21 protein-coding genes are annotated in these 18,303 nt (G+C 65.4%); 5 read left to right on the forward strand and 16 right to left on the reverse strand.

Annotation, left to right across the window (positions count from 1 at the left end; genetic code table 11):
* Window positions 1-18: 18 nt before the first annotated feature.
* The 5 genes from ACRYLT_RS13235 to secB all read right to left on the reverse strand — a co-directional run bounded on the left by ACRYLT_RS13235 (window position 19) and on the right by secB (window position 5,867).
* Window positions 19-1,854 (reverse strand): DUF885 domain-containing protein, encoded by a 1,836-nt coding sequence (locus ACRYLT_RS13235; RefSeq protein WP_482664559.1) that lies wholly within the window; start codon window positions 1,852-1,854, stop codon window positions 19-21.
* Between the two features lie 133 nt (window positions 1,855-1,987).
* Entirely contained in the window at window positions 1,988-2,665 is a 678-nt protein-coding gene (locus ACRYLT_RS13240; RefSeq protein WP_482664560.1) for a DUF4136 domain-containing protein, read from the reverse strand.
* A 93-nt stretch (window positions 2,666-2,758) separates the two neighbouring features.
* On the reverse strand, window positions 2,759-3,754 hold the full coding sequence (trpS, locus tag ACRYLT_RS13245) for a tryptophan--tRNA ligase (protein WP_482664561.1): 996 nt from the start codon (window positions 3,752-3,754) through the stop codon (window positions 2,759-2,761).
* Window positions 3,754-5,313: a murein biosynthesis integral membrane protein MurJ gene (gene murJ, locus ACRYLT_RS13250; RefSeq protein WP_482664562.1), complete on the reverse strand. Its 1,560-nt coding sequence runs from the start codon at window positions 5,311-5,313 to the stop codon at window positions 3,754-3,756. Before murJ ends, trpS begins: the two co-directional genes overlap by 1 nt.
* A gap of 32 nt (window positions 5,314-5,345) precedes the next feature.
* Window positions 5,346-5,867 (reverse strand): protein-export chaperone SecB, encoded by a 522-nt coding sequence (gene secB, locus ACRYLT_RS13255; protein ID WP_482664563.1) that lies wholly within the window; start codon window positions 5,865-5,867, stop codon window positions 5,346-5,348.
* 221 nt (window positions 5,868-6,088) lie between these two features.
* Here secB and ACRYLT_RS13260 point away from each other — a divergent pair, with 221 nt between their 5' ends.
* From ACRYLT_RS13260 to ACRYLT_RS13270, 3 genes are all read left to right on the forward strand, one after another.
* Window positions 6,089-6,712 (forward strand): Tim44/TimA family putative adaptor protein, encoded by a 624-nt coding sequence (locus ACRYLT_RS13260; RefSeq protein WP_482665445.1) that lies wholly within the window; start codon window positions 6,089-6,091, stop codon window positions 6,710-6,712.
* Window positions 6,713-6,895: 183 nt separating this feature from the next.
* On the forward strand, window positions 6,896-7,978 hold the full coding sequence (gene mltA, locus ACRYLT_RS13265) for a murein transglycosylase A (RefSeq protein WP_482664564.1): 1,083 nt from the start codon (window positions 6,896-6,898) through the stop codon (window positions 7,976-7,978).
* The gene (locus ACRYLT_RS13270; RefSeq protein WP_482664565.1) at window positions 7,914-8,501 is read left to right on the forward strand and encodes a Smr/MutS family protein; all 588 of its coding nucleotides are present in this window, start codon (window positions 7,914-7,916) and stop codon (window positions 8,499-8,501) included. The genes mltA and ACRYLT_RS13270 overlap by 65 nt, the downstream gene beginning before the upstream one ends.
* Here the strand turns inward: ACRYLT_RS13270 and dapE are convergent.
* Window positions 8,476-9,612, reverse strand: coding sequence for a succinyl-diaminopimelate desuccinylase (dapE, locus tag ACRYLT_RS13275; RefSeq protein ID WP_482664566.1), 1,137 nt, complete (start codon window positions 9,610-9,612; stop codon window positions 8,476-8,478). The two genes, ACRYLT_RS13270 and dapE, sit on opposite strands and share 26 nt — an antisense overlap.
* 33 nt (window positions 9,613-9,645) lie before the next feature.
* Here dapE and ACRYLT_RS13280 point away from each other — a divergent pair, with 33 nt between their 5' ends.
* Window positions 9,646-10,098, forward strand: a complete 453-nt coding sequence (locus ACRYLT_RS13280) for a cupin domain-containing protein (RefSeq protein ID WP_482664567.1) — start codon at window positions 9,646-9,648, stop codon at window positions 10,096-10,098.
* Here the strand turns inward: ACRYLT_RS13280 and ACRYLT_RS13285 are convergent.
* The 8 genes from ACRYLT_RS13285 to ACRYLT_RS13320 all read right to left on the reverse strand — a co-directional run bounded on the left by ACRYLT_RS13285 (window position 10,089) and on the right by ACRYLT_RS13320 (window position 15,038).
* Entirely contained in the window at window positions 10,089-10,757 is a 669-nt protein-coding gene (locus tag ACRYLT_RS13285; RefSeq protein ID WP_482664568.1) for a glutathione S-transferase family protein, read from the reverse strand. The two genes, ACRYLT_RS13280 and ACRYLT_RS13285, sit on opposite strands and share 10 nt — an antisense overlap.
* An 8-nt stretch (window positions 10,758-10,765) precedes the next feature.
* Entirely contained in the window at window positions 10,766-11,407 is a 642-nt protein-coding gene (gene yihA / locus ACRYLT_RS13290; protein ID WP_482664569.1) for a ribosome biogenesis GTP-binding protein YihA/YsxC, read from the reverse strand.
* Window positions 11,404-13,179, reverse strand: coding sequence for a membrane protein insertase YidC (gene yidC / locus ACRYLT_RS13295; RefSeq protein ID WP_482664570.1), 1,776 nt, complete (start codon window positions 13,177-13,179; stop codon window positions 11,404-11,406). Before yidC ends, yihA begins: the two co-directional genes overlap by 4 nt.
* 28 nt (window positions 13,180-13,207) lie before the next feature.
* Window positions 13,208-13,420: a membrane protein insertion efficiency factor YidD gene (gene yidD / locus ACRYLT_RS13300; RefSeq protein ID WP_482664571.1), complete on the reverse strand. Its 213-nt coding sequence runs from the start codon at window positions 13,418-13,420 to the stop codon at window positions 13,208-13,210.
* Window positions 13,417-13,755, reverse strand: coding sequence for a ribonuclease P protein component (gene rnpA, locus ACRYLT_RS13305; protein WP_482665446.1), 339 nt, complete (start codon window positions 13,753-13,755; stop codon window positions 13,417-13,419). Before rnpA ends, yidD begins: the two co-directional genes overlap by 4 nt.
* Entirely contained in the window at window positions 13,752-13,886 is a 135-nt protein-coding gene (gene rpmH / locus ACRYLT_RS13310; protein WP_482665447.1) for a 50S ribosomal protein L34, read from the reverse strand. Before rpmH ends, rnpA begins: the two co-directional genes overlap by 4 nt.
* A gap of 90 nt (window positions 13,887-13,976) precedes the next feature.
* Complete coding sequence (locus tag ACRYLT_RS13315; protein ID WP_482664572.1) at window positions 13,977-14,276, reverse strand: hypothetical protein; 300 nt, start codon at window positions 14,274-14,276, stop codon at window positions 13,977-13,979.
* Window positions 14,277-14,384: 108 nt separating this feature from the next.
* Window positions 14,385-15,038 carry a YceI family protein gene (locus ACRYLT_RS13320; RefSeq protein ID WP_482664573.1) on the reverse strand — a complete coding sequence of 218 codons (654 nt, stop codon included), beginning with the start codon at window positions 15,036-15,038 and terminating at the stop codon, window positions 14,385-14,387.
* A gap of 279 nt (window positions 15,039-15,317) precedes the next feature.
* Here ACRYLT_RS13320 and ACRYLT_RS13325 point away from each other — a divergent pair, with 279 nt between their 5' ends.
* Entirely contained in the window at window positions 15,318-16,826 is a 1,509-nt protein-coding gene (locus tag ACRYLT_RS13325) for a YifB family Mg chelatase-like AAA ATPase (RefSeq protein ID WP_482664574.1), read from the forward strand.
* Here ACRYLT_RS13325 and ACRYLT_RS13330 read toward each other — a convergent pair.
* Window positions 16,823-17,773, reverse strand: coding sequence for a homocysteine S-methyltransferase family protein (locus tag ACRYLT_RS13330; RefSeq protein WP_482664575.1), 951 nt, complete (start codon window positions 17,771-17,773; stop codon window positions 16,823-16,825). The genes ACRYLT_RS13325 and ACRYLT_RS13330 overlap by 4 nt on opposite strands.
* 202 nt (window positions 17,774-17,975) lie before the next feature.
* Entirely contained in the window at window positions 17,976-18,254 is a 279-nt protein-coding gene (locus ACRYLT_RS13335) for a hypothetical protein (protein ID WP_482664576.1), read from the reverse strand.
* Between the last annotated feature and the right edge of the window lie 49 nt (window positions 18,255-18,303).

The following is an 18,303-nucleotide window of genomic DNA, read 5'->3' on the forward strand; positions in this document are numbered from 1 at the left end:
GCAGCGACGGCGCGGACTTCACCCGCGCCGGCTGGCTACCCAATCTTCGACGACCCGCTCCAGGACCGCGAGCGGCATCGCGCCTGCCGCGAGGGCCGTGTCGTGGAAGTTTCTGATGTCGAAGCGCTCGCCGAGCGATCGGCGGGCATTCTCCCGCAATTCAACCCAGCGGGTCTGCCCGACCTTGTAGCTGGTCGCCTGGCCCGGCCAGACACTGTAGCGCTCGACCTCGGTGGTGACCGAACTCTCCTGGTCTCCCAGCGTTTCGACCATGTAGCGGATGCCCTGCTCGCGGCTCCAGCGCTTGTGGTGAAGGCCGGTGTCGACCACCAGCCGCGCTGCCCGGAACATGAAGGATTGAAGATAGCCGACCCGGCCGAACGGGTCATCCTCATAGACGCCCATTTCATCGGCCAGCTGCTCCGCATAGAGGCCCCAGCCTTCGGAATAAGCGGAAAAGCCGAGCAGTCGGCGGAGCATCGGAATTCCCTGAGCCTCGAGCGCCAGGGCAATCTGGTGATGATGACCCGGAGTGGCCTCGTGATAGGTGAGCGTCGGGAGAGTCCATTTCGGCCATTCGGCCGTGTCCCGAAGGTTGATGTAATAGGCTCCGGGACGAGAGCCGTCGAGCGCCGGCGGCTGGTAGTAGCCGCCTGGAGCGCCGGCTTCGATTTCCGGCGGGACCGCGCGTACTTCGACCTCCGCCCTCGGCAGTCGTCCGAAATAGTCCGGGAGCCGTCGCTCCATCGCGTCGATCTGGGAGTTGAGGTCGGCGAGCAATCGCTGCTTGCCAGCGTCGGTGTTCGGATAGACGAAACGCGGGTCCTCGCCGAGCGCTCGCATGCGCTGGGCGACCGTGCCTTGAGTCATGCCTTGCGAGCGCAGGATTCGATCGACCTGCGCGCTCAGTTCGGCAACCTGGTCGAGGCCAAGTTGATGGATCTCATCGGCGCTCATCGCGGTCGTGGTCGCGAACCTCAGCCCATAATCATAATATTCGTCCCCCTTGGGCAGCCGCCAGACACCCGCATCATGACTTGCCCGACCTTGCTGCGAACGAATCGTTTCAGCTTGTCGGTTGAGAGCCGGATAGACCGCCGAAGCGACGATCCGCTCGGCACGGGCTCCCCAATCGCCGGCAAGGTTCTTTTCCCGGGTCCGCCGGGCGAGGGAGGCGACCAGGACCGACTGTGCCGGCGGGGTACCGGTCAGGTTGCCCAGTTGAAGAAGGGTCTTTTCGATCACGAAATCGGGAGGAACGACCCCCATCTGATATTCGCGGCGGAGGCGTTCGGTCTCGTGATCGAGCTGGCGCGCGAAGCTGGAAAGGCGCGACAGATAGGCTTCCGCATCATCCCGAGTTTCGATCCGGTGCTGGTTGTCCAGGAAATCGGGAATCGACCGGTAGGTGCCGCCGAGCTGGCTCACCGTATACGGCTCCGGCCAGCTATGCGTGCCATATTCGAACCGGTCGTAGGCGCCGACGACGGTGTCGCCATAATGATCGAGCGTGTCGTAGTTGACGGCGTCCATGCCGCTGAGCTGGCTTCGATCGATCGCCTGAAGATCGGAATGGAAGCGACGCATCCTGTCCTGACGCTCGCGCAGGGCGACGAGGGAGCGATCGAGCAGCTGCGACTTGGCCGCGGCATTCGGCCCCGTGTCGAGACCGAAGCTCGTCCGGGCCTCCGGGTCAGAAAGAATGAGCTCCTGCAGGCCCCGCTCCATCAGCGCATTGAGCGCTGCCGCGGCACCACTGGCCGGCTGCTGCGCCAGAGCAGCGGAAGGTCGCACCCCTCCGGCCAGGGCGGCAGCGGAGGCGGCGGAAAGGAGGAAGGTACGGCGGTCGAGCATCGAAGTCTCCGATTTCTGGATCGGAGCATACCCTAGCGCTGCTCGGCGGCCCGGCAAGCCGGCACGACCAAAAAGCAGAAGGAGGGCCAGTTTCCCGACCCTCCTCCAATTCCTTCAACTCCGCCGAAGGGCGTTAGCGGTCCCGCTGCCGTTCGGGAGCGACGGTGATCCGGACCGTCTCCCCCGAATTGCCGGGAAATCCGGTGAACATCGCTTCGATCAGATTCGGCACCAGCACCGGCAGGTCGTCGGTGCGGGAGCGCGCCTGGGCGAGACCTTCGAACACCGACTGTCCATCGGCGGTTCGACGGATGTCCATGTCGAGATAGCTCGTGTAAACGGTGTAGCTGTCAATGTCGTAGCCGCCGCCCCAGGGGCCGTAGAAGAAGGGATCGTTCCAGCCCCAGTAGAAGGGGTGGCGATGGCGACCGAAATAGCCGAAGCGGCTGTAATAGGGGCGATAGAAGCCGTAGCCCCAAGGATCGCCGAACGGATCCGGGCGAGCAACCACCCGTTCACGGCCATTGTCGACGCCATAATCGAGTTCGACAACGAGGCTGGCTTCGCTCGGCGACGGAGCTTCGGAATAGCCCTGGGCCGCGAGGTGACGGCGCACCAGCTCCGCATATTGAGAGAATTCGAGGCTGCCGCGCTTTTCTTCGTCGGCGGCAATGACGGCGAAGCTCTGGCCCTGCGGGGCAGGCATCGCCTGAAAACGCTGCACCTGGGCCGGGAATCCGGTGGCGCAGGCGCTTAGCGCAAGCGCAGCGACCGGCGCTGCCAGCGCCAGCATCTTTGATCTGAGGGACATGGGTACAGGCCTTTCAACGCGAGACATTGTCTCGAATATAGAACAACTTGGCCGATTTCGCAAAGCGACGCTGAACGGGTCCTGAAGAGAAACCTATCCCCTCGGAAGCCCAAGCGCCCGATAAGCGCCCTCAAGGGTGGGGGCCGCCAGTTCTGCCGCCTTCGCAGAGCCTCGGGATAGGATCTTCTCGAGCGCGGACGGGTCGGCCCTGAACTGTTCGAGTCGCGACCGGATCGGCCCGAGCGTCGCGATCAGCAGATCGGCGAGCGTCGGCTTGAACTCCCCGAAGCCCTTTCCAGCGAACTCCTCGACCACCGACTGCGCCGTTCGATCGCTGAGAGCGGCGTAGATGGCGACGAGGTTGCGCGCCTCGGCCCGGCCTTCGAGGGCGTCAACATGATCGGGCAAAGGCTCGGGATCGGTCCTCGCCTTGCGAATCTTCTGAGCGATGTCGTCGTCCGAGTCGGTGAGATTGATCCGGCTCATGTCCGAAGGATCGGACTTCGACATTTTCGAATTGCCGTCGCGCAGGCTCATGATCCGGGCTGCGGTCTCGCCAATATGCGGTTCGGGGAGAGTGAACAGGTCGACGCCATAGTCGGTGTTGAACTTCTGAGCGATGTCGCGAATCAGCTCGATATGCTGCTTCTGGTCCTCGCCGACCGGAACATGAGTCGCCTGGTAGAGCAGCACGTCGGCGGCTTGGAGGATCGGGTAGGCATAGAGCCCGACGCTGGCGCCCTCGCGGTTCTTGCCGGATTTTTCCTTGAACTGAGTCATTCGGTTGAGCCAGCCGATGCGGGCGGTGCAGCTGAGCAGCCAGGCCATTTCGGCGTGGGCGGGCACCCGGGCGTGGTTGAACAGCACGACCTTGTCCGGATCGATCCCGCAGGCGATCAGGGCCGCGGCCATCCCGTTGATGTTCGCCTTCAGCTCGGCCGGATCGTTGAGGACGGTGATTGCGTGCAGATCGGCGAGGAAGATCAGGCATTGCACCTCGTGCTGCAGCTTCACCCAGCGTCGGATCGCGCCCAGATAATTGCCGAGATGAAGATTGCCGGTCGGCTGGATCCCGGAAACGACGCGCATCACTGCTCCACTTTCTTTCGCCTCAGGAGGACCAGAACGTCTTCCTTGTCCATCGCGCCGGTGATCCAGGCGAGGGTGAAATAGACAATTCCCCCCACCGACACCAAGGCGCCCACGCCGACGATCCGCCGGCCCGCCGAGCCCGCGAAGAAGCCCTGGAGCAGCTCCTGGAGGAAGTAGAGCGCCGCGGCCATCACCAAGGCGGCGACGAGCTGCTTGATGATCCGGCCCCAGAGCCAGCCCTCGATCCGGAAGTGCCCGCGCGAGCGGAGGATCAGGTAGAGCGCGATCGCGTTCAGCCAGGCCGAGGCCGCGGTGGTGAAGGCGAGGGCGGCGATCCCAAGGATCGGAATCAGGGCGAAGTTCGTGGCGACTCCGAGCAAGAGCATCGCGAAGGCGATATAGACCGGTGTCTTCATGTCCTTGCGGGCGTAGAAGCCAGGCGTCAGCACCTTGATGAGGACATAAGCGGGAAGGCCGGCAACCACGATCGAAAGGACGAGCGCCGTCGTCGAGGCATCCTCGGCGGTGAAGCGTCCACCCTGGAAGAGGGCCGCGACAATTGCTCCGGATGTCACTGCCAGGGCAACGGCGGCGGGAAGGGTGAGGAGCATCGAAAGTTCGGTCGCCTGTGCCTGCACATGCTGGGCGCGCTCCTGGTTGCCGACATCGACGGCGCGGCTGATGGTCGGCAGGATCGCGGTTCCGAGAGCCGAGCCGATGATCGCGAGCGGCAGCTGGTTCAGCCGGTCGGCAAAGCCGAGATAGACGAGGCTGCCCTCGGGCAGGCTGGTGGCGAAATAGGCGTAGAAGAGCTGGCTGATATAATAGATTCCGCTGCCGAGCGTGGCCGGGAGGATCAGGAGCAGGAGTTCCCTGACCCGGCCGGTCATTCGCGGCGGTCGGATCCCGATCTTCAACCCCAGCCGGTGAACGCTTGCCCAGCACAAGGCGAGCTGAAGGACGCCGCCGGCGATAACCCCCCAGGCCAGCGCTTCGGCCGTCGCCGGGCCGCCGTCCGGGACCAGCAGCTGGGCGACGATCAAGGCGATGTTGAGCAAAGACGGAGCGAAGGCCGCGGCGGCAAATCTGGTCAGCGAGTTGAGCACTCCGGAAAAGAGCGACACCAGGCTGATGAAGATCATGTAGGGGAAGGTGATCCGCGAAAGCTGGACAGCCAGCGCGAATTTCTCCGGATCGTCCCGCCAGCCGGCGGCGAGCAGCCAGACGAACGCGGGCATGGCGATCACGAACACCAGGGTGACGAGGATCAGGATCGGCAGGAAGACCGCCATCACCTCCTCGGCGAACTTGCGGGCTTCCTCCATTCCGCCTTCCCCGTTCAGCCGCTGGCTGAACAGGGGAACGAAGCCGGCGGCGAAGGCGCCTTCGCCGAACAGCCGCCGGAACAGGTTGGGGATCATGAAGGCAAGCGCGAACGCGTCCGCGGCCATGCCGGCGCCCATGATCCGAGCGAACACCATTTCCCGGGCAAAGCCGAGCACCCGGCTGACCATGGTCAGGCCGCCGATCGTCCCGGTCGCCTTGATGAGGTTCATCGGCGCGCCCTTCGGTGTTGCGAAGCCTGCGGTCAGGCCTGGCCGGTCACGTCCCCGGCCTGGCCTCCGAGCGCTCCGGCCTGTTCCTGGGCGGCGCGCTGCATGTACAGGCCACCAAAGTCGATTGGATCGAGGCGCAGCGGCGGGAAGCCGCCTTCAACCGTCGCATCGGCGATGATCTTGCGGGCGAAGGGGAACAGAATGCGGGGCGCCTCGGCGAGGAGGAGCGGCTGAAGCTGCTCTTCGGGAATGTTGCGAAGCGCGAACAGCCCGGCATAGAGGAGCTCGAGCTGAAAGGCGGTGCCCTCTTCGGATCGGGCGGTGATGTCGATCTTCAGCTGGACCTCGTGAAGGTCCTGCCCGACCAGTCCGGAGCCGATGTTGAACTGGACGTCCATCTGCGGCTGGCTCTGCCACTGGTAGACGGCCGGGGCGTTCGGATTCTCGAACGAAAAGTCCTTCACATATTGCGCGACGACTCCGACCTGCGGCCCCTGATCGGCGCCCCCAAATTGCTGCTCGCCCGCGCCGTTCGCGCCTGCTTCTTCGGACATCTCGTCAAATCCTCGAAATTGCGGTGAAATCGTCGGGTTCGCCGCGCTCTGCCGAGCGGCGCTGCCCGTCGCGGGGCGGGTAGCAGGCGGGCAGGCGGGGCGCAACATCTGCAAGGTCCGTTCGTTACCCTGGAAAGCGCATTTGAAACGCGCCAGCATCGCGCTTATGTAGGACGTTCCCAAGGAGAAACGCGTTGACCGTTGGAATTGTGCTGCTCGCGATGATTGCCCTCTTCGTCGGGCTCCGTCTCTATGCGGTGCTCGGGCAGAGGACCGGACATGAGCAGCGCCCGGTGACCCGCCCCGAAGCGGCGCCCGGGGCCGAAATCACCAAGACGGCTCCGGAAACGGCCGGCAACCCACCGGAATCGAGCGGCCTGAACTTCGATCAGAACGCCGCGGCCGGGATCCGCTCGATCATCGCGGCCGACAACAGCTTCGACGTGGCGCGTTTCCTGGAAGGCGCTCAGGCCGCCTATCGGATGATCCTTGAGGCTTTCTGGAAGGGCGACCGCGAGGAACTGGCCTTTCTGACCAGCCCCGATGTTCGCGCCGCCTTCGAGGAGGCGATCCGCGAGCGCGAGGCCGCCGGCCACAGGCTCGACAACCGGCTCGTCGCCATCGAACGCGCAGCGATCGAGGATGCCCGACTCGACGGTCGGGTCGCCGAGATCGAAGTGCGCTTCGACGCCTTTGTCGCGGCCGTTACGCGCAATGCCGAAGGCGAACTGGTGGCGGGATCGACGAGCGACGCCATTCCCACCCACGATATCTGGACCTTCCGTCGCACGCTGGGCAGCGACGATCCCAACTGGCTGCTGGTCGAGACGGACGAAGCCGCTTAACCGCGCTTTCCCCCGGACCTTCGAGCGCGCTATGCCCAAGGCATGGCGCGTTTCGATTCCCGCCGGCGTCAAAGCCGATCGCTCTTCCTTCTCGGAATCCTTCTGGCTCTCGCGAGTTGCGCGAGGACGGTGTCGCCTCCAAGGCAGCCGTCACCCGCGCCGACCGGACCGCCGAGCCCAACGGTGCCGACTCCGCCTGAACCCAGCCGAGCCGTCGAGGCCGGCGTTCGCCCGGGCCCGAGCTTCGAGGCTCTGGCGATCTCTCCCGTGGCCGCGGCCCAGGCCCTCGCCGCTTTCCGCATCAGCTGTCCGGATGTCACCCGGCGACAGGATCTTTCCGGACTCGCCGAGCCGGCGGCCTGGACGACAGCCTGTGCGGCCGCGGCGAGCTGGCCGTCCGCCGACGCTCCCGCTTTTTTCGCCACGCATATGGAAACCGCGCTCGTCGGGGACGGAAGTGCCTTCGCCACCGGCTATTACGAGCCCGAAATCCGCGGCTGTCGATCCCGCCAGCCCGGCTGCGAAGTGCCGATCTATGCCAAACCTTCGGACCTGCTCGAAACCAATCCCCGTACCGGGGCGCGCGGGCGCGGCAGGATCGACGAAAACGGCAATTTCGTGCTCTATTATGAGCGGTCGGAGATCGAGGAGGGCGCCCTGGCCGGTCGAGGGCTCGAAATCGCCTGGGCGGCCGATCCGGTCGACGTCTTCTTCCTCCAGATCCAGGGGTCCGGCCGACTGAGGCTGCCCGACGGATCGGTGATGCGGATCGGCTATGCCGGCCAGAACGGGCGCGAATATGTAGCGATCGGCCGACTGCTTCGAGAGCGCGGCATTCTCCAAAGTCCGATCACCATGCAGGCGATCAAGGCGTGGCTTCGAGCCAATCCGGATCAGGGGCGGGCGCTGATGCGCGAGAACAAGAGTTACATCTTCTTCCGCGAACTGACCGGCCCCGGTCCGCTCGGAGCGCTCGGTCGTCCAGTGACCCCACGAGTGACGGTTGCCGCCGACCCACGCTTCGTTCCGCTTGGCGCCCCGGTGGTGCTGAGAGGAATGGACAATCCGCGAGCGGACGGTCTGTGGGTGGCGCAGGACACGGGCGGCGCAATTCGAGGAGCGAACCGGTTCGACACCTTCTGGGGTGCCGGCAGCGAAGCGGCGGCGATCGCCGGGGGCATGTCGGCTCGGGGGCAGGCCTATGTCCTCCTGCCCAAAGGCTCCCTCGCGCGGATCGGGGCCGATCGTGCGCAAGCTCAGCGCTGAGGAACGGGCGCTTTGGCAGAAGGTGGTGCAATCGGTTCGCCCGCTGGACGGCGGAGTCGCGAGCCCGCCTGAAAACGCCGCTGCGGCTCCCGCTCCCGCTCCCGCCCCCAGGCCGGCACGAGCCGGGACGCCGGAGCGTGGGACGCCGCCGCCGAAGCCACGGCCGGGGCCGGGGACGACCCTGGACTCGAGCTGGGATCGCCGGCTTTCCCGCGGTCTGGTCGCGCCCGAGCGCACCGTCGATCTCCATGGTCACAATCTGGCGACCGCCTACGACCTGCTCGATCGACGACTTGAGGAGGCGATCGCGGCTGGCGCCCGGCTGATTCTTCTGATCACCGGCAAGCCGCCCGCCGAGGAGGGGCGGCCGGTCGGCCGAGGTGCAATCCGGGCGGCCGTCGGCGACTGGCTCGCCGCCTCGCGCCATTCCTCCGACATTGCGGCGGTACGCAACGCCCATCCGCGTCATGGCGGCGCGGGCGCGCTTTACATCATTCTCAGGCGGCGCCGAGAGCGGCCTTGATCACTCGAGCATAGATGCGCTGAAGAGCGTAGATATCCTCGACGGCCGCGGCTTCGTCGAGCTTATGCATCGTCGCATTGGGAAGACCGAAATCGACCACCGGGCAGAGGCTGATCAGGAAACGCCCGTCCGAGGTTCCGCCATGGGTGGAAAGAGTTGGCTTGCGGCCCGTCTCGGCCTCGATGGCGGCGCTGACAAAATCGTAGATCGGTCCCGGTGGAGTGAGGAAGGCTTCGCCCGAAATCTTCGCCTCGACCTTCGCTCCAGGCGCCGCCTCCTCCACCGTGCGCTGGACCAGCTCGACCAGCTCGTCGCCGGAATGGAGGTTGTTGAAGCGTATGTTGAGCTGGGCCGTGGCCAGTCCCGGAATGATGTTGGTGGCCCTGGTGGGCGTGGCAACGGCCGTGAATTCGAGGTTGGACGGCTGGAAGGGATCGGAGCCGTCGTCGAGCCGGATCGAATCCAGCGCTGCAATGGCTCGGGCAAGCTTCGGTACCGGATTGTCCGCACGGTGCGGATAGGCGACATGGCCCTGGACTCCGGGAACCGTGATCCACATGTTGACGGTGCCGCGCCGGCCGATCTTGACGATGTCTCCAAGCCTCGCTTCCGACGTGGGTTCGCCGATCAGGATCATGTCGGGGCGGATGCCGCGCTCCTTCATCCAGTCGATCAGCCTGGGCGTACCGAAGGTTGCCGGACCTTCCTCGTCGCCGGTGATGATCAGGCTGATCGTTCCCGGATGCTGCGTCACATCCGCGCAGGCGGCAACGAAGGCGGCGATTCCGCCCTTCATGTCGACGACGCCTCGGCCGTAGAGGAGATCACCGCGCCGCTCGGGCCTGAACGGATCGCTGGTCCAGCCATCGCCCGGCGGGACGACGTCGAGATGGCCGGCGAAGGCGAAATGCGGCTGGCCGGTGCCCCGGGTGGCGAACAGATTCTCGACCGGTCCGTCCGGCGGAGTCCCGACGACGAAGCGGTGGACCTCGAAGCCGAGCGGGACCAGGGCCTGCTCCAGAACGTCGAACACTTCCCCGCTTGCGGGCGTGACGCTGGGGCAGGCGATCAGGCGGCTTGCGAGGGCGACGGCATCGGTGGCAACGCTCATCGGAGCCGCTTAGCACGGGGAGGGAGAAGTGCCATGCCCAAGCTCGACCTCGATTCGATCGAGCAGACCAACCGGACCAGCTATCCGATGCCTTATTCGGCAGCGATGTCCAGACGCCACTTCCGACGACTCGCGCCCGCCGCCGGGCTGAGCGATTTCGGGGTAAGTCACGTCGTGCTGGAGCCGGGCGGAATTTCGAGCCAGCGTCACTGGCATGAAGGCGAGGACGAATTCGTCGTGATGGTCGAAGGCGAGGCGGTCCTGGTCGAGGAACAGGGCGAGACGGTGATGCGCCCCGGTGATTGCGCCGCCTTCCCGAAGGGGGTCGCCAACGGACATCATCTGGTCAATCGCAGCGATCGGCCCTGCACCTTTTTCGCGGTGGGAAAGATGGCGGCCAGCGACTGTCATTATCCGGACATCGATCTGAGACTCGACGGAAGCTCCGGAACCTTCGTCCACAAGGACGGTCGCCCCTATGCCTGAGGCGGAGTCTCGTACTGCTCGATGACCCACGGTTCCTCCTGGGCCGCCTCGATCCACTCCTGCATCCAGGAATGATTGAGGATCGTTTCCATATAGGCAGTCGCGAAGCGGGGAACGGGTACCGAATAAGTGACGAAGCGGGTGACGACCGGAGCGAACATGATGTCGACGGCGCCGAAGTCTCCGAAGAGATAGGGACCGCCGCTGCCGTGGCGCGCCCGAGCCTGGGCCCAAAGCTCCAGGATCCGCAGGATTTCGGTTCGCACCGGGTCCGAGAGCGGAGCGGGCGGAAATTGCTTGCGCACGTTCATCGACAGCTCGCGGCGGAGGTTCGGGTAGCTGGAATGCATTTCCGCTGCCATCGACCGTGCCATTCCCCGGGCGGCATCGTCGCGAGGCCAGTAACGGGCCTTGTCGGTCCTGTCGGCGAGCCATTCGATGATCGCGAGGCTGTCCCAGATCACCGTCTGGTCGTCCCACAGGACCGGCACCTTGCCGCCCGAGGGAGCGAACTCGTCGCCTTCGACCCGCTTGTTCCAGTCCTCGTCGAACATCGGAACGGTGATCTCTTCGAACGGAAGCCCCGATTGCTTGACCGCGAGCCAGCCCCGAAGCGACCAGGACGAATAGGCCTTGTTGCCGATGATGAGCTTGAGCATCTTTTCGCCTAGACCTCCGCCGCCTCTACCACTGCGCGTCTCAACCAATCCATCCCCAGGCCGGTTTCGCTCGAAGTCGCAATGATTTCGGGATGGGCGGCCGGATGCCGGCGAGCCTCAGCTTCCGTGGCCGAGCGAACCTCGTCCAGTTCGGTCGGCTTGATCTTGTCGGCCTTGGTGAGGACGAGGCGGTAGCTGACGGCTGCGTCGTCGAGCATCTTCATTACCTCGCGATCGATCTCCTTGAGCCCGTGCCGGCTGTCGATCAGCAGCAAGGTCCGCTTCAGAACCTGTCGGCCGCGCAGATAATCGTTGACGAGGAAGCGCCATTTCTTGGCCACGTCCTTCGGCGCCTTGGCGAAGCCGTAGCCGGGCATGTCGACCAGGCGGAGCCGAAGCGGCTCGCCCAGGTCGAAGAAGTTCAGTTCCTGGGTCCGCCCGGGCGTGTTCGAGGTTCGAGCCAGGCTCGAACGATTGACCAGCTTGTTGAGCAAGGACGACTTGCCGACGTTCGAGCGACCGGCAAAGGCGATCTCCGGCACCGTCGGATCAGGAAGGAACTTGAGCTGAGGCGCCGACTTCAGAAAGGCGACCGGCCCGGAAAAGAGCTTCCTGGCCAGTTCGTCCAGTTCCGCTTCTTCCCCGCTCACCGCGCCCGCGACCTCTTGCCCTTGCTCGAGGAAGGGGGAGGCGGGGGCGGGGGAGCGGAACCCCCATTCGCGGCCGGCTGGGGCTGACTGAGCACCGGATGGCGCGCATAGAGCAGCTTCTGCTGGGCGATGGTCAGGACGTTGCTCGTAACCCAGTAGAGCTGCAGGCCCGCCGCAAAGGGCGCCATGATGAACATCAGCACCCAGGGCATCAGGGCGAAGACCTGCTTCTGGACCGGATCCATCGGCGCCGGATTGAGCCGCATCTGGAGCCACATGGTCACGGCCAGCAGGATCGGCAGGATGCCGATGGCGATGACCGCGGGCGGCGTGAACGGCAGATAGCCGAACAGATTGACGGGAGTCAGAGGATCGGGGGAGCTGAGGTCCCGGATCCACAGCACGAACGGCTCGTGCCGCATTTCCACCGCGAGCAGCAGTACCTTGTAGAGCGCATAGAAGATCGGGATCTGAAGCAGGATGGGGAGGCAGCCCGCGAACGGGTTCACCTTCTCTTCCCTATAAAGCTTCATCATCTCTTCCTGGAGCTTGGCGCGATCGTCCTTGTAGCGCTCCTGAAGGGCCTTCATCTTCGGCTGGACCACGCGCATCGCCGCCATGGAGGCAAATTGCTTCTGGGCGATCGGGAACAGCAGCAGCCGAACGATGACGGTGAGGCAGATAATCGCCACGCCGAAATTGCCGATATGGGCGAACAGCCAGTTCAGAAGCCAGAAGATCGGAATCATGAACCAGCGGAACCAGCCCCAGTCGATCGCCCGCTCGAGCTCCGTTCCAAGCGCTTGCGAATAGCTTTCGAGGAGCTGGATCTCCTTCGCCCCGGCGAACAGTCTCGAAGTGTAACGACTCCCCTGGCCGGGGGGGACGATCACCGGATTGGTGGTGAAGTCGGCCTGGAAGGCGTTGGTCCGGCCGTTGTGGCGGAAGGCCGCTTCCACATTGCTTCGCTGGTCGGGGATGACGGCCGCCAGCCAATATTTGTCGGTGAAGCCGAGCCAGCCGCCGCGGCTGCTGAAGCTGCGGGCGCCTTCCTCGCGCACATAATCCCAGTCATTGTCGTAATTGGCGGTGCCGCCGAACACGCCTACCGGCCCGACATGGACCGTCCAGCCGTCGGGATCGGGCGATTCGCCGACCCGGCTGACCAGGGCGAAGGGACGGGCCGCCACAGGGCCGGAGCCGCGGTTGATCAGATGCTGTTCGGCCGTGAACATGTAGCCGTCGTCGATCGACAGCCGGATCTCGAACGTCTGGCCCTGGCCGTTATTCCAGCTCAGTGTCACCGGAGTCTCGGGCGTGAGGCGGTTGCCGCTCGCCTGCCACAGCGTATCCGGCCCCGGAGCCTGGACTCCGTCGCCGGCCCAGCCGAAGCTTCCGAAATAGGCCCCCGGCGATCCGGCCGGTGAAAACAGCCGAACCGGCGGCGAATTCTCGCTCAATCCCTCGCTGTGTCGGGTGAGGACGAGATCATCGATCCGAGCGCCCTTGAGATTGATCGAGCCCATGAGTCGGGGCGTTTCGACTCGGATCCTCGGCGTCTCGGCCACCACCTGCCGCCGATCGCGGACGGCCTGCGGCGCGTCCGCAGTGGGATCGGCCTGCGGTTGCGGCAGTGGGACCTGCTTGCCGTCGACCATCTTGGTCGCCGGTGGGTTGGCCGTCGGGAACCAGGTTTCGGCGATGAAGCTCCAGCCGAACAGGACGATCGCCGAAAGGACGATCGCCAGGATCATGTTTCTGTGTTCGCTCACCTACGTCCCCTCACGGTGCCGGACATGTTCATGGAACCGGGTCATAGCCGGAGCCCCCCCAGGGGTGGCATCTGAGCAGCCGGCGCAGGGCTAGCCAGCTCCCGCGGACGGCGCCATAGCGGGAAAGGGCGCCGATTGCATAGGCCGAGCAGCTGGGCGTGTAGCGGCAACTCGGCGGAAGGATCCGGGACGGTCCCAGCTGCCAGCCGCGGGCGACAAGGATCAGCAGCCGGGCGATCATCTTCTCAGCTTCGTCAGTGCCTTGCGAAGCTCGGCATCAAGTTGTTCGAAGGGCCGTTCGACTGCTCCGGGACGGCCGATCAGGACATGATCGGCCCCGGCCAGCCCCGCTTGGGGCAGGATGGTCCGGGCGAGCTCACGGAAGCGGCGTTTCATCCGGTTCCGAACGACGGCGCCGCCGACCTTCCTGGAAACGGTGATTCCAAGACGCATGGCCGGATCGCCGTCCTCGCGCGGACGGACGAGCAGGATGAAACCGGGCATGGGGACGCGCCGGCCGGCATTCGCGGCCAGATAGTCGGCGCGCCGGTTGAGCTTGCGGAGCTTCGGCGTCAGGCCGACAGGCGCTTGCGGCCGCGGCTGCGACGCGCGGCCAGAACCTTGCGGCCGCCGACCGTCGCCATGCGGGCGCGGAAGCCGTGACGGCGCTTGCGCACGAGATTGCTCGGCTGGAAGGTGCGCTTCATCGCTCATTCCTCGTAAAATCGATGAAAGAAAATGGCCGCCAATCGAGGCGGCCGTGTTGCAGGCGCCGATAGTGAATGACGACCGCGAAGTCAATTCTCGGCTTCTTGTCGCCGCCGCATTTCCTCGCGACGCCGGGCGCTCGCGCGCCTGAGGCTCCAGTCCGCCCAGCGCCCCTTGTTCGGATGGCGCCGTTTGAAGCGCACATACATGCGCTTCGCCCAGCCCGTATATTTGAGCACCAGGCTCAGTCCGGCGCCGAACACGATCACTCCGCCCGGCCCCGGAATCGGCCCCACCAGGGGAGTCAGCGCGATCAGGAACAGACCGAGCAGCACCAGGCATTGCCGCACCAGCGGGTTCTGATCCCAACCTCTGCGCCTGCCGTTCATCCGCTCAAGATGGGGAGAGTGTGTGACAGCTACAATACGCCGGAGCTGGGAATTGCCTCGCCAAGCGTTTCGGAAGACCTGGGCTGGGTTGGAAGGACGTCGAGTCGATTAGCCCGGGATCTTCTCGAAAGCCGCGGTGATCTCGAGGTCCACCGTGTCGGAAACGGCGGGGACAGCATAGCCGAGGCCGAAATCGCTACGCTTCAGCTGCGCCCGTGCCGAAAAGCCGACCGTTTGAACTTGGCTCATCGGATTGGCTCCGGCTCCGTAGAATCGCGCTTCCAGCTCGACCGGTCGAGTCACTCCGCGCAGCGTGAGGTCGCCGGCGATGGTGGCCTCCTGACCCCGGACCCTGACCGACCGCGAGACGAATCGTGCGGTAGGGAAGCGGTCGGCATCGAACAGATCGGGCGTCTTGAGATGATCCGCGAAGGCGCTCGATGTCACGGTCAGCCCGGAAATCGGAATATCGACTTCGAGGCGCGCCTCGCCGAGCCGGGCGGGATCGAGCTGGAGCGTGCCGCTCATGTCCCCGATCATTCCGTAGAGTCGGGAGAAGCCGAAATGGTCCACGGACCACAGGACCTGGGTATGGGCCGGATCGAGGCGATAGGTTCCCGCCTCGACCGCCGTGGCTGGACCGGCAGCCGCGACGGACTGCGCCCGAGCGGCGCCGTCGCCGAGTCCGTTCGAAGCCGGGCTGAGGGCAAGAACGGCGATCACGGCGGCAAAGCCGGCGACGGCCATCTTCGTTCTGTTCATTTCCCGCTCCTTGCTGATGGTGACCCGGAAGGGGCCAGAATGTTGGCGCGCAGTCATGCGGTGAATCGAAGCGCGAGGCTAGTCGCCGAACGGGAACTCGTCCGTTTCGGAATCCGGAACGCTGCGGCAGACGCGTGCGCGCTTTTCATCCGTTGGAGCTTCGCGCGCCCTCCTTTCCCGATCGAACATCTTCAATGGCTCATGGGATGAGCCCGCGACCCGCGCCTCGACATTTCGCCTGCTTCACTCCAGAAATGAAGTTCGTTTCGGGGGGTCTCGATGGTCGCGCATGTTGCCACGGTTGCGTTCCTGGGTCTGGAGGCGCGGGCTGTCGAGGTGCAGGTCCAGATCGCCAGCGGCCTCCCGAAGTTCGTCATCGTCGGGCTTCCCGACAAGGCGGTGGGCGAGAGCCGCGAGCGGGTCCATGCCGCCCTCGCGGCCATTGGCCTGTCGCTCCCGCCGAAGCGGATCACCGTCAATCTGTCACCGGCCGACCTGCCCAAGGAAGGATCGCATTACGACCTTCCGATCGCGCTCGGGCTGCTCGCCGCCATGGGCGCGATCGACAAGGAAATCCTGTCCGCTTATGTTGCGATCGGCGAACTGAGCCTCGACGGGCGAATTGCAGTCTCGCCCGGAGTTCTGCTGGCGGCCATGCATGCCTCCGCCAGCGAACTGGGGTTGATCTGTCCGGCCACCCAGGGTCCCGAGGCGGCCTGGGCCGGTGATGTTGAAATCATCGCCGCGCCCGATCTGATCGCACTTCTCAATCATCTTCGGGGCGGCGCCGTCCTTGCGCCGCCGCGGCCGGGCGAAGCGGATCCGCCCGGTGCAGGGCCTTGCCTGTCGCAGGTGAAAGGACAGGAGACCGCGAAGCGGGCGATCGAGATCGCCGCCGCGGGCGGTCACAACCTGCTGATGACCGGCCCTCCCGGCGCGGGAAAGTCGCTGCTGGCCGCCTGCCTGCCCGGCATTCTTCCGGAACTGACCCCGTCCGAAGCTCTCGAAGTCTCGATGATTGCCAGCGTAGCCGGCGAGCTGAAGGAGGGGCGTCTGGTCCGGTCGCGGCCCTATCGTGCGCCGCACCACAGTGCTTCGATGCCGGCTCTGGTCGGCGGTGGCCTGAAGGTCCGACCAGGGGAAGTGAGCCTCGCTCATCTCGGGGTTCTTTTTCTCGACGAACTCCCCGAGTTCCAGCGTCAAACACTGGATTCGCTTCGCCAGCCGCTCGAAACGGGAACGGTTCAGGTCGCCCGGGCCAACGCGCACGTGACCTTTCCGGCTCGGGTCCAGCTCGTCGCCGCGATGAATCCCTGCCGCTGCGGCCATCTCGGCGATCCGGCGCTGGCCTGCTCGCGGGCGCCGCGTTGCGCGGCCGATTACCAGGCGCGGGTTTCCGGACCGCTGCTCGATCGGATCGACATCCATGTCGACGTCCAGGCCGTCACGGCCGCCGACCTGATCCTGCCGCGGACCGCCGAAAGTTCGGCGGCCGTCGCGAAGCGAGTAGCGGCGGCACGCGAAGCCCAGACCCGCCGCTATGACGGCAAGGGCGTGCGTACCAACGCCGAGGCCGATGGCGAATTGCTCGATCGGGTTGCGACGCCCGACGAGCCCGGCCTTCACCTGCTTGCCCAAGCCGCCGAGGCGATGCGCCTGTCGGCGCGCGGCTATCACCGGGTGATGCGGGTGGCGCGAACCATCGCGGATCTTGCCGGAGCCGAGCGGGTCGGCCGAGTCCATGTCGCCGAAGCGCTCAGCTACCGCCGGCAGGCGCCCAGGAATTAGGCGGCCAGCGCCTGGCCGAAGCAGGCCTTGGCGATGGCGCGGACGTGCCGAATGTCGGTTCCGCAGCAGCCGCCAAGCACGGTGAGGTGCGGCAGTTGATCGATCAGCGCCCGATGTTCGCGGCCCAGCTCCGTCGGATCGCCTGAGTCCAGGCTGGTCATCGCGTCGAGCTCCTCATGGCTGCAGCGCGACGCATTGGCGCGAAGGCCATTGATCCGCTTCACCCATTCGCCGCCTTCCAGAAGCGTCGGACCAAAATGGCTCGGGTGGGCACAATTGACCATGAAATAGGCGGCGTAGGCGTCGGTCGCCGAATCCACTTTCCGGATCGCATCGCCGAGCCGATCGCCGGTCGGCAGCCGACCGTCGGTCTCCACTGTGAAGGAAATCGCCACCGGAAGTTGAACGTCGCGGGCGGCGCGGACGATGCCGATCGCTTCGTTGACGTTCGTCATGGTGAGGCCGCTCAACATGTCCGCGCCGGCGCCGGCAAGGATTCCGGCCTGCCAGCCATGATAGTCGCGGGCTTCGTCCTGGCTCATGATGGTGCCCGGATCGTAGCCGTCGCCGCGGGGTCCGTGACAACCGCTGACGATGATCGGCGTGGCCGGAGTTTCGAATTCGGAGCGAAGGTCGCGCAACAAGCCCACGGCCTCGACGTTCAGCTGTTCGAGCTCCTCGACGCCGATTTCAAGCTCGTCCGTCCAGTCCGGACTGGCGCGCCAGGTGGCGCTTTCCAGGATGAGTCCGGTTCCCGAACGGCGCGCCAGCTCGAGATATTCGCGGAAATAGCGATCCAGGGCCTCGCGGCCGGCGGGATCGCGCAGCAGCATGACAGCCGAAAAGCCCGGCAGGTCGATGCCGCGGTTGAACATCATGTCGGTTTCAAGGCCACCGTCGGTCAGGAACGGTCGGTCGAGCTGTGGCAGTCGCCGAGGGAGGTGCATGTCTGACTCCTGAAGTTTCGCGTCCAGGAATCAGGATAGGCGCGGGCGATCCGCGTCTCTAGCGGACGCGCGGTCGCTTTCGGCGACGCTCGCCAAGTCACGGCATCAGCGGCGATTGTTCGGGCTTGCCCAAGTTGAGGCGAGGGCCGGCACGTGGCCGGCCCAGGCAAAACTCTACTTGCGGTACAGCTTCGGGCGAGGCCTAGCTGCCGTTGCCGGGCTGAGCCGGAGCCGGAATGTCGACCTCCGGCAGTTCGACGTCGGGCGCCTCGACATTGACATTGATGTTCGCCTCGTCCGCCGCCTGCTCGAAATAGCCGCCGAAAAAGAGGAAGGCGAGAACGGCCACGAGCAGCAACAGGATCACCGCAGCGACGAGACCCCCGCCTCCGCGGTCGCCCGTCGACACGATGGTCGTTTCCCGAGTCACCGGCGGCGGCGCCCGTTCGACAATGACGGGTTCCTTCTCACGCTCGTCCATCACCAAACTCCGGATTGTTACGCCGCCCGAACGCCGCGCGATCGCCTGC

The organism is Sphingosinicella sp. SM1-17 (assembly GCF_056821765.1).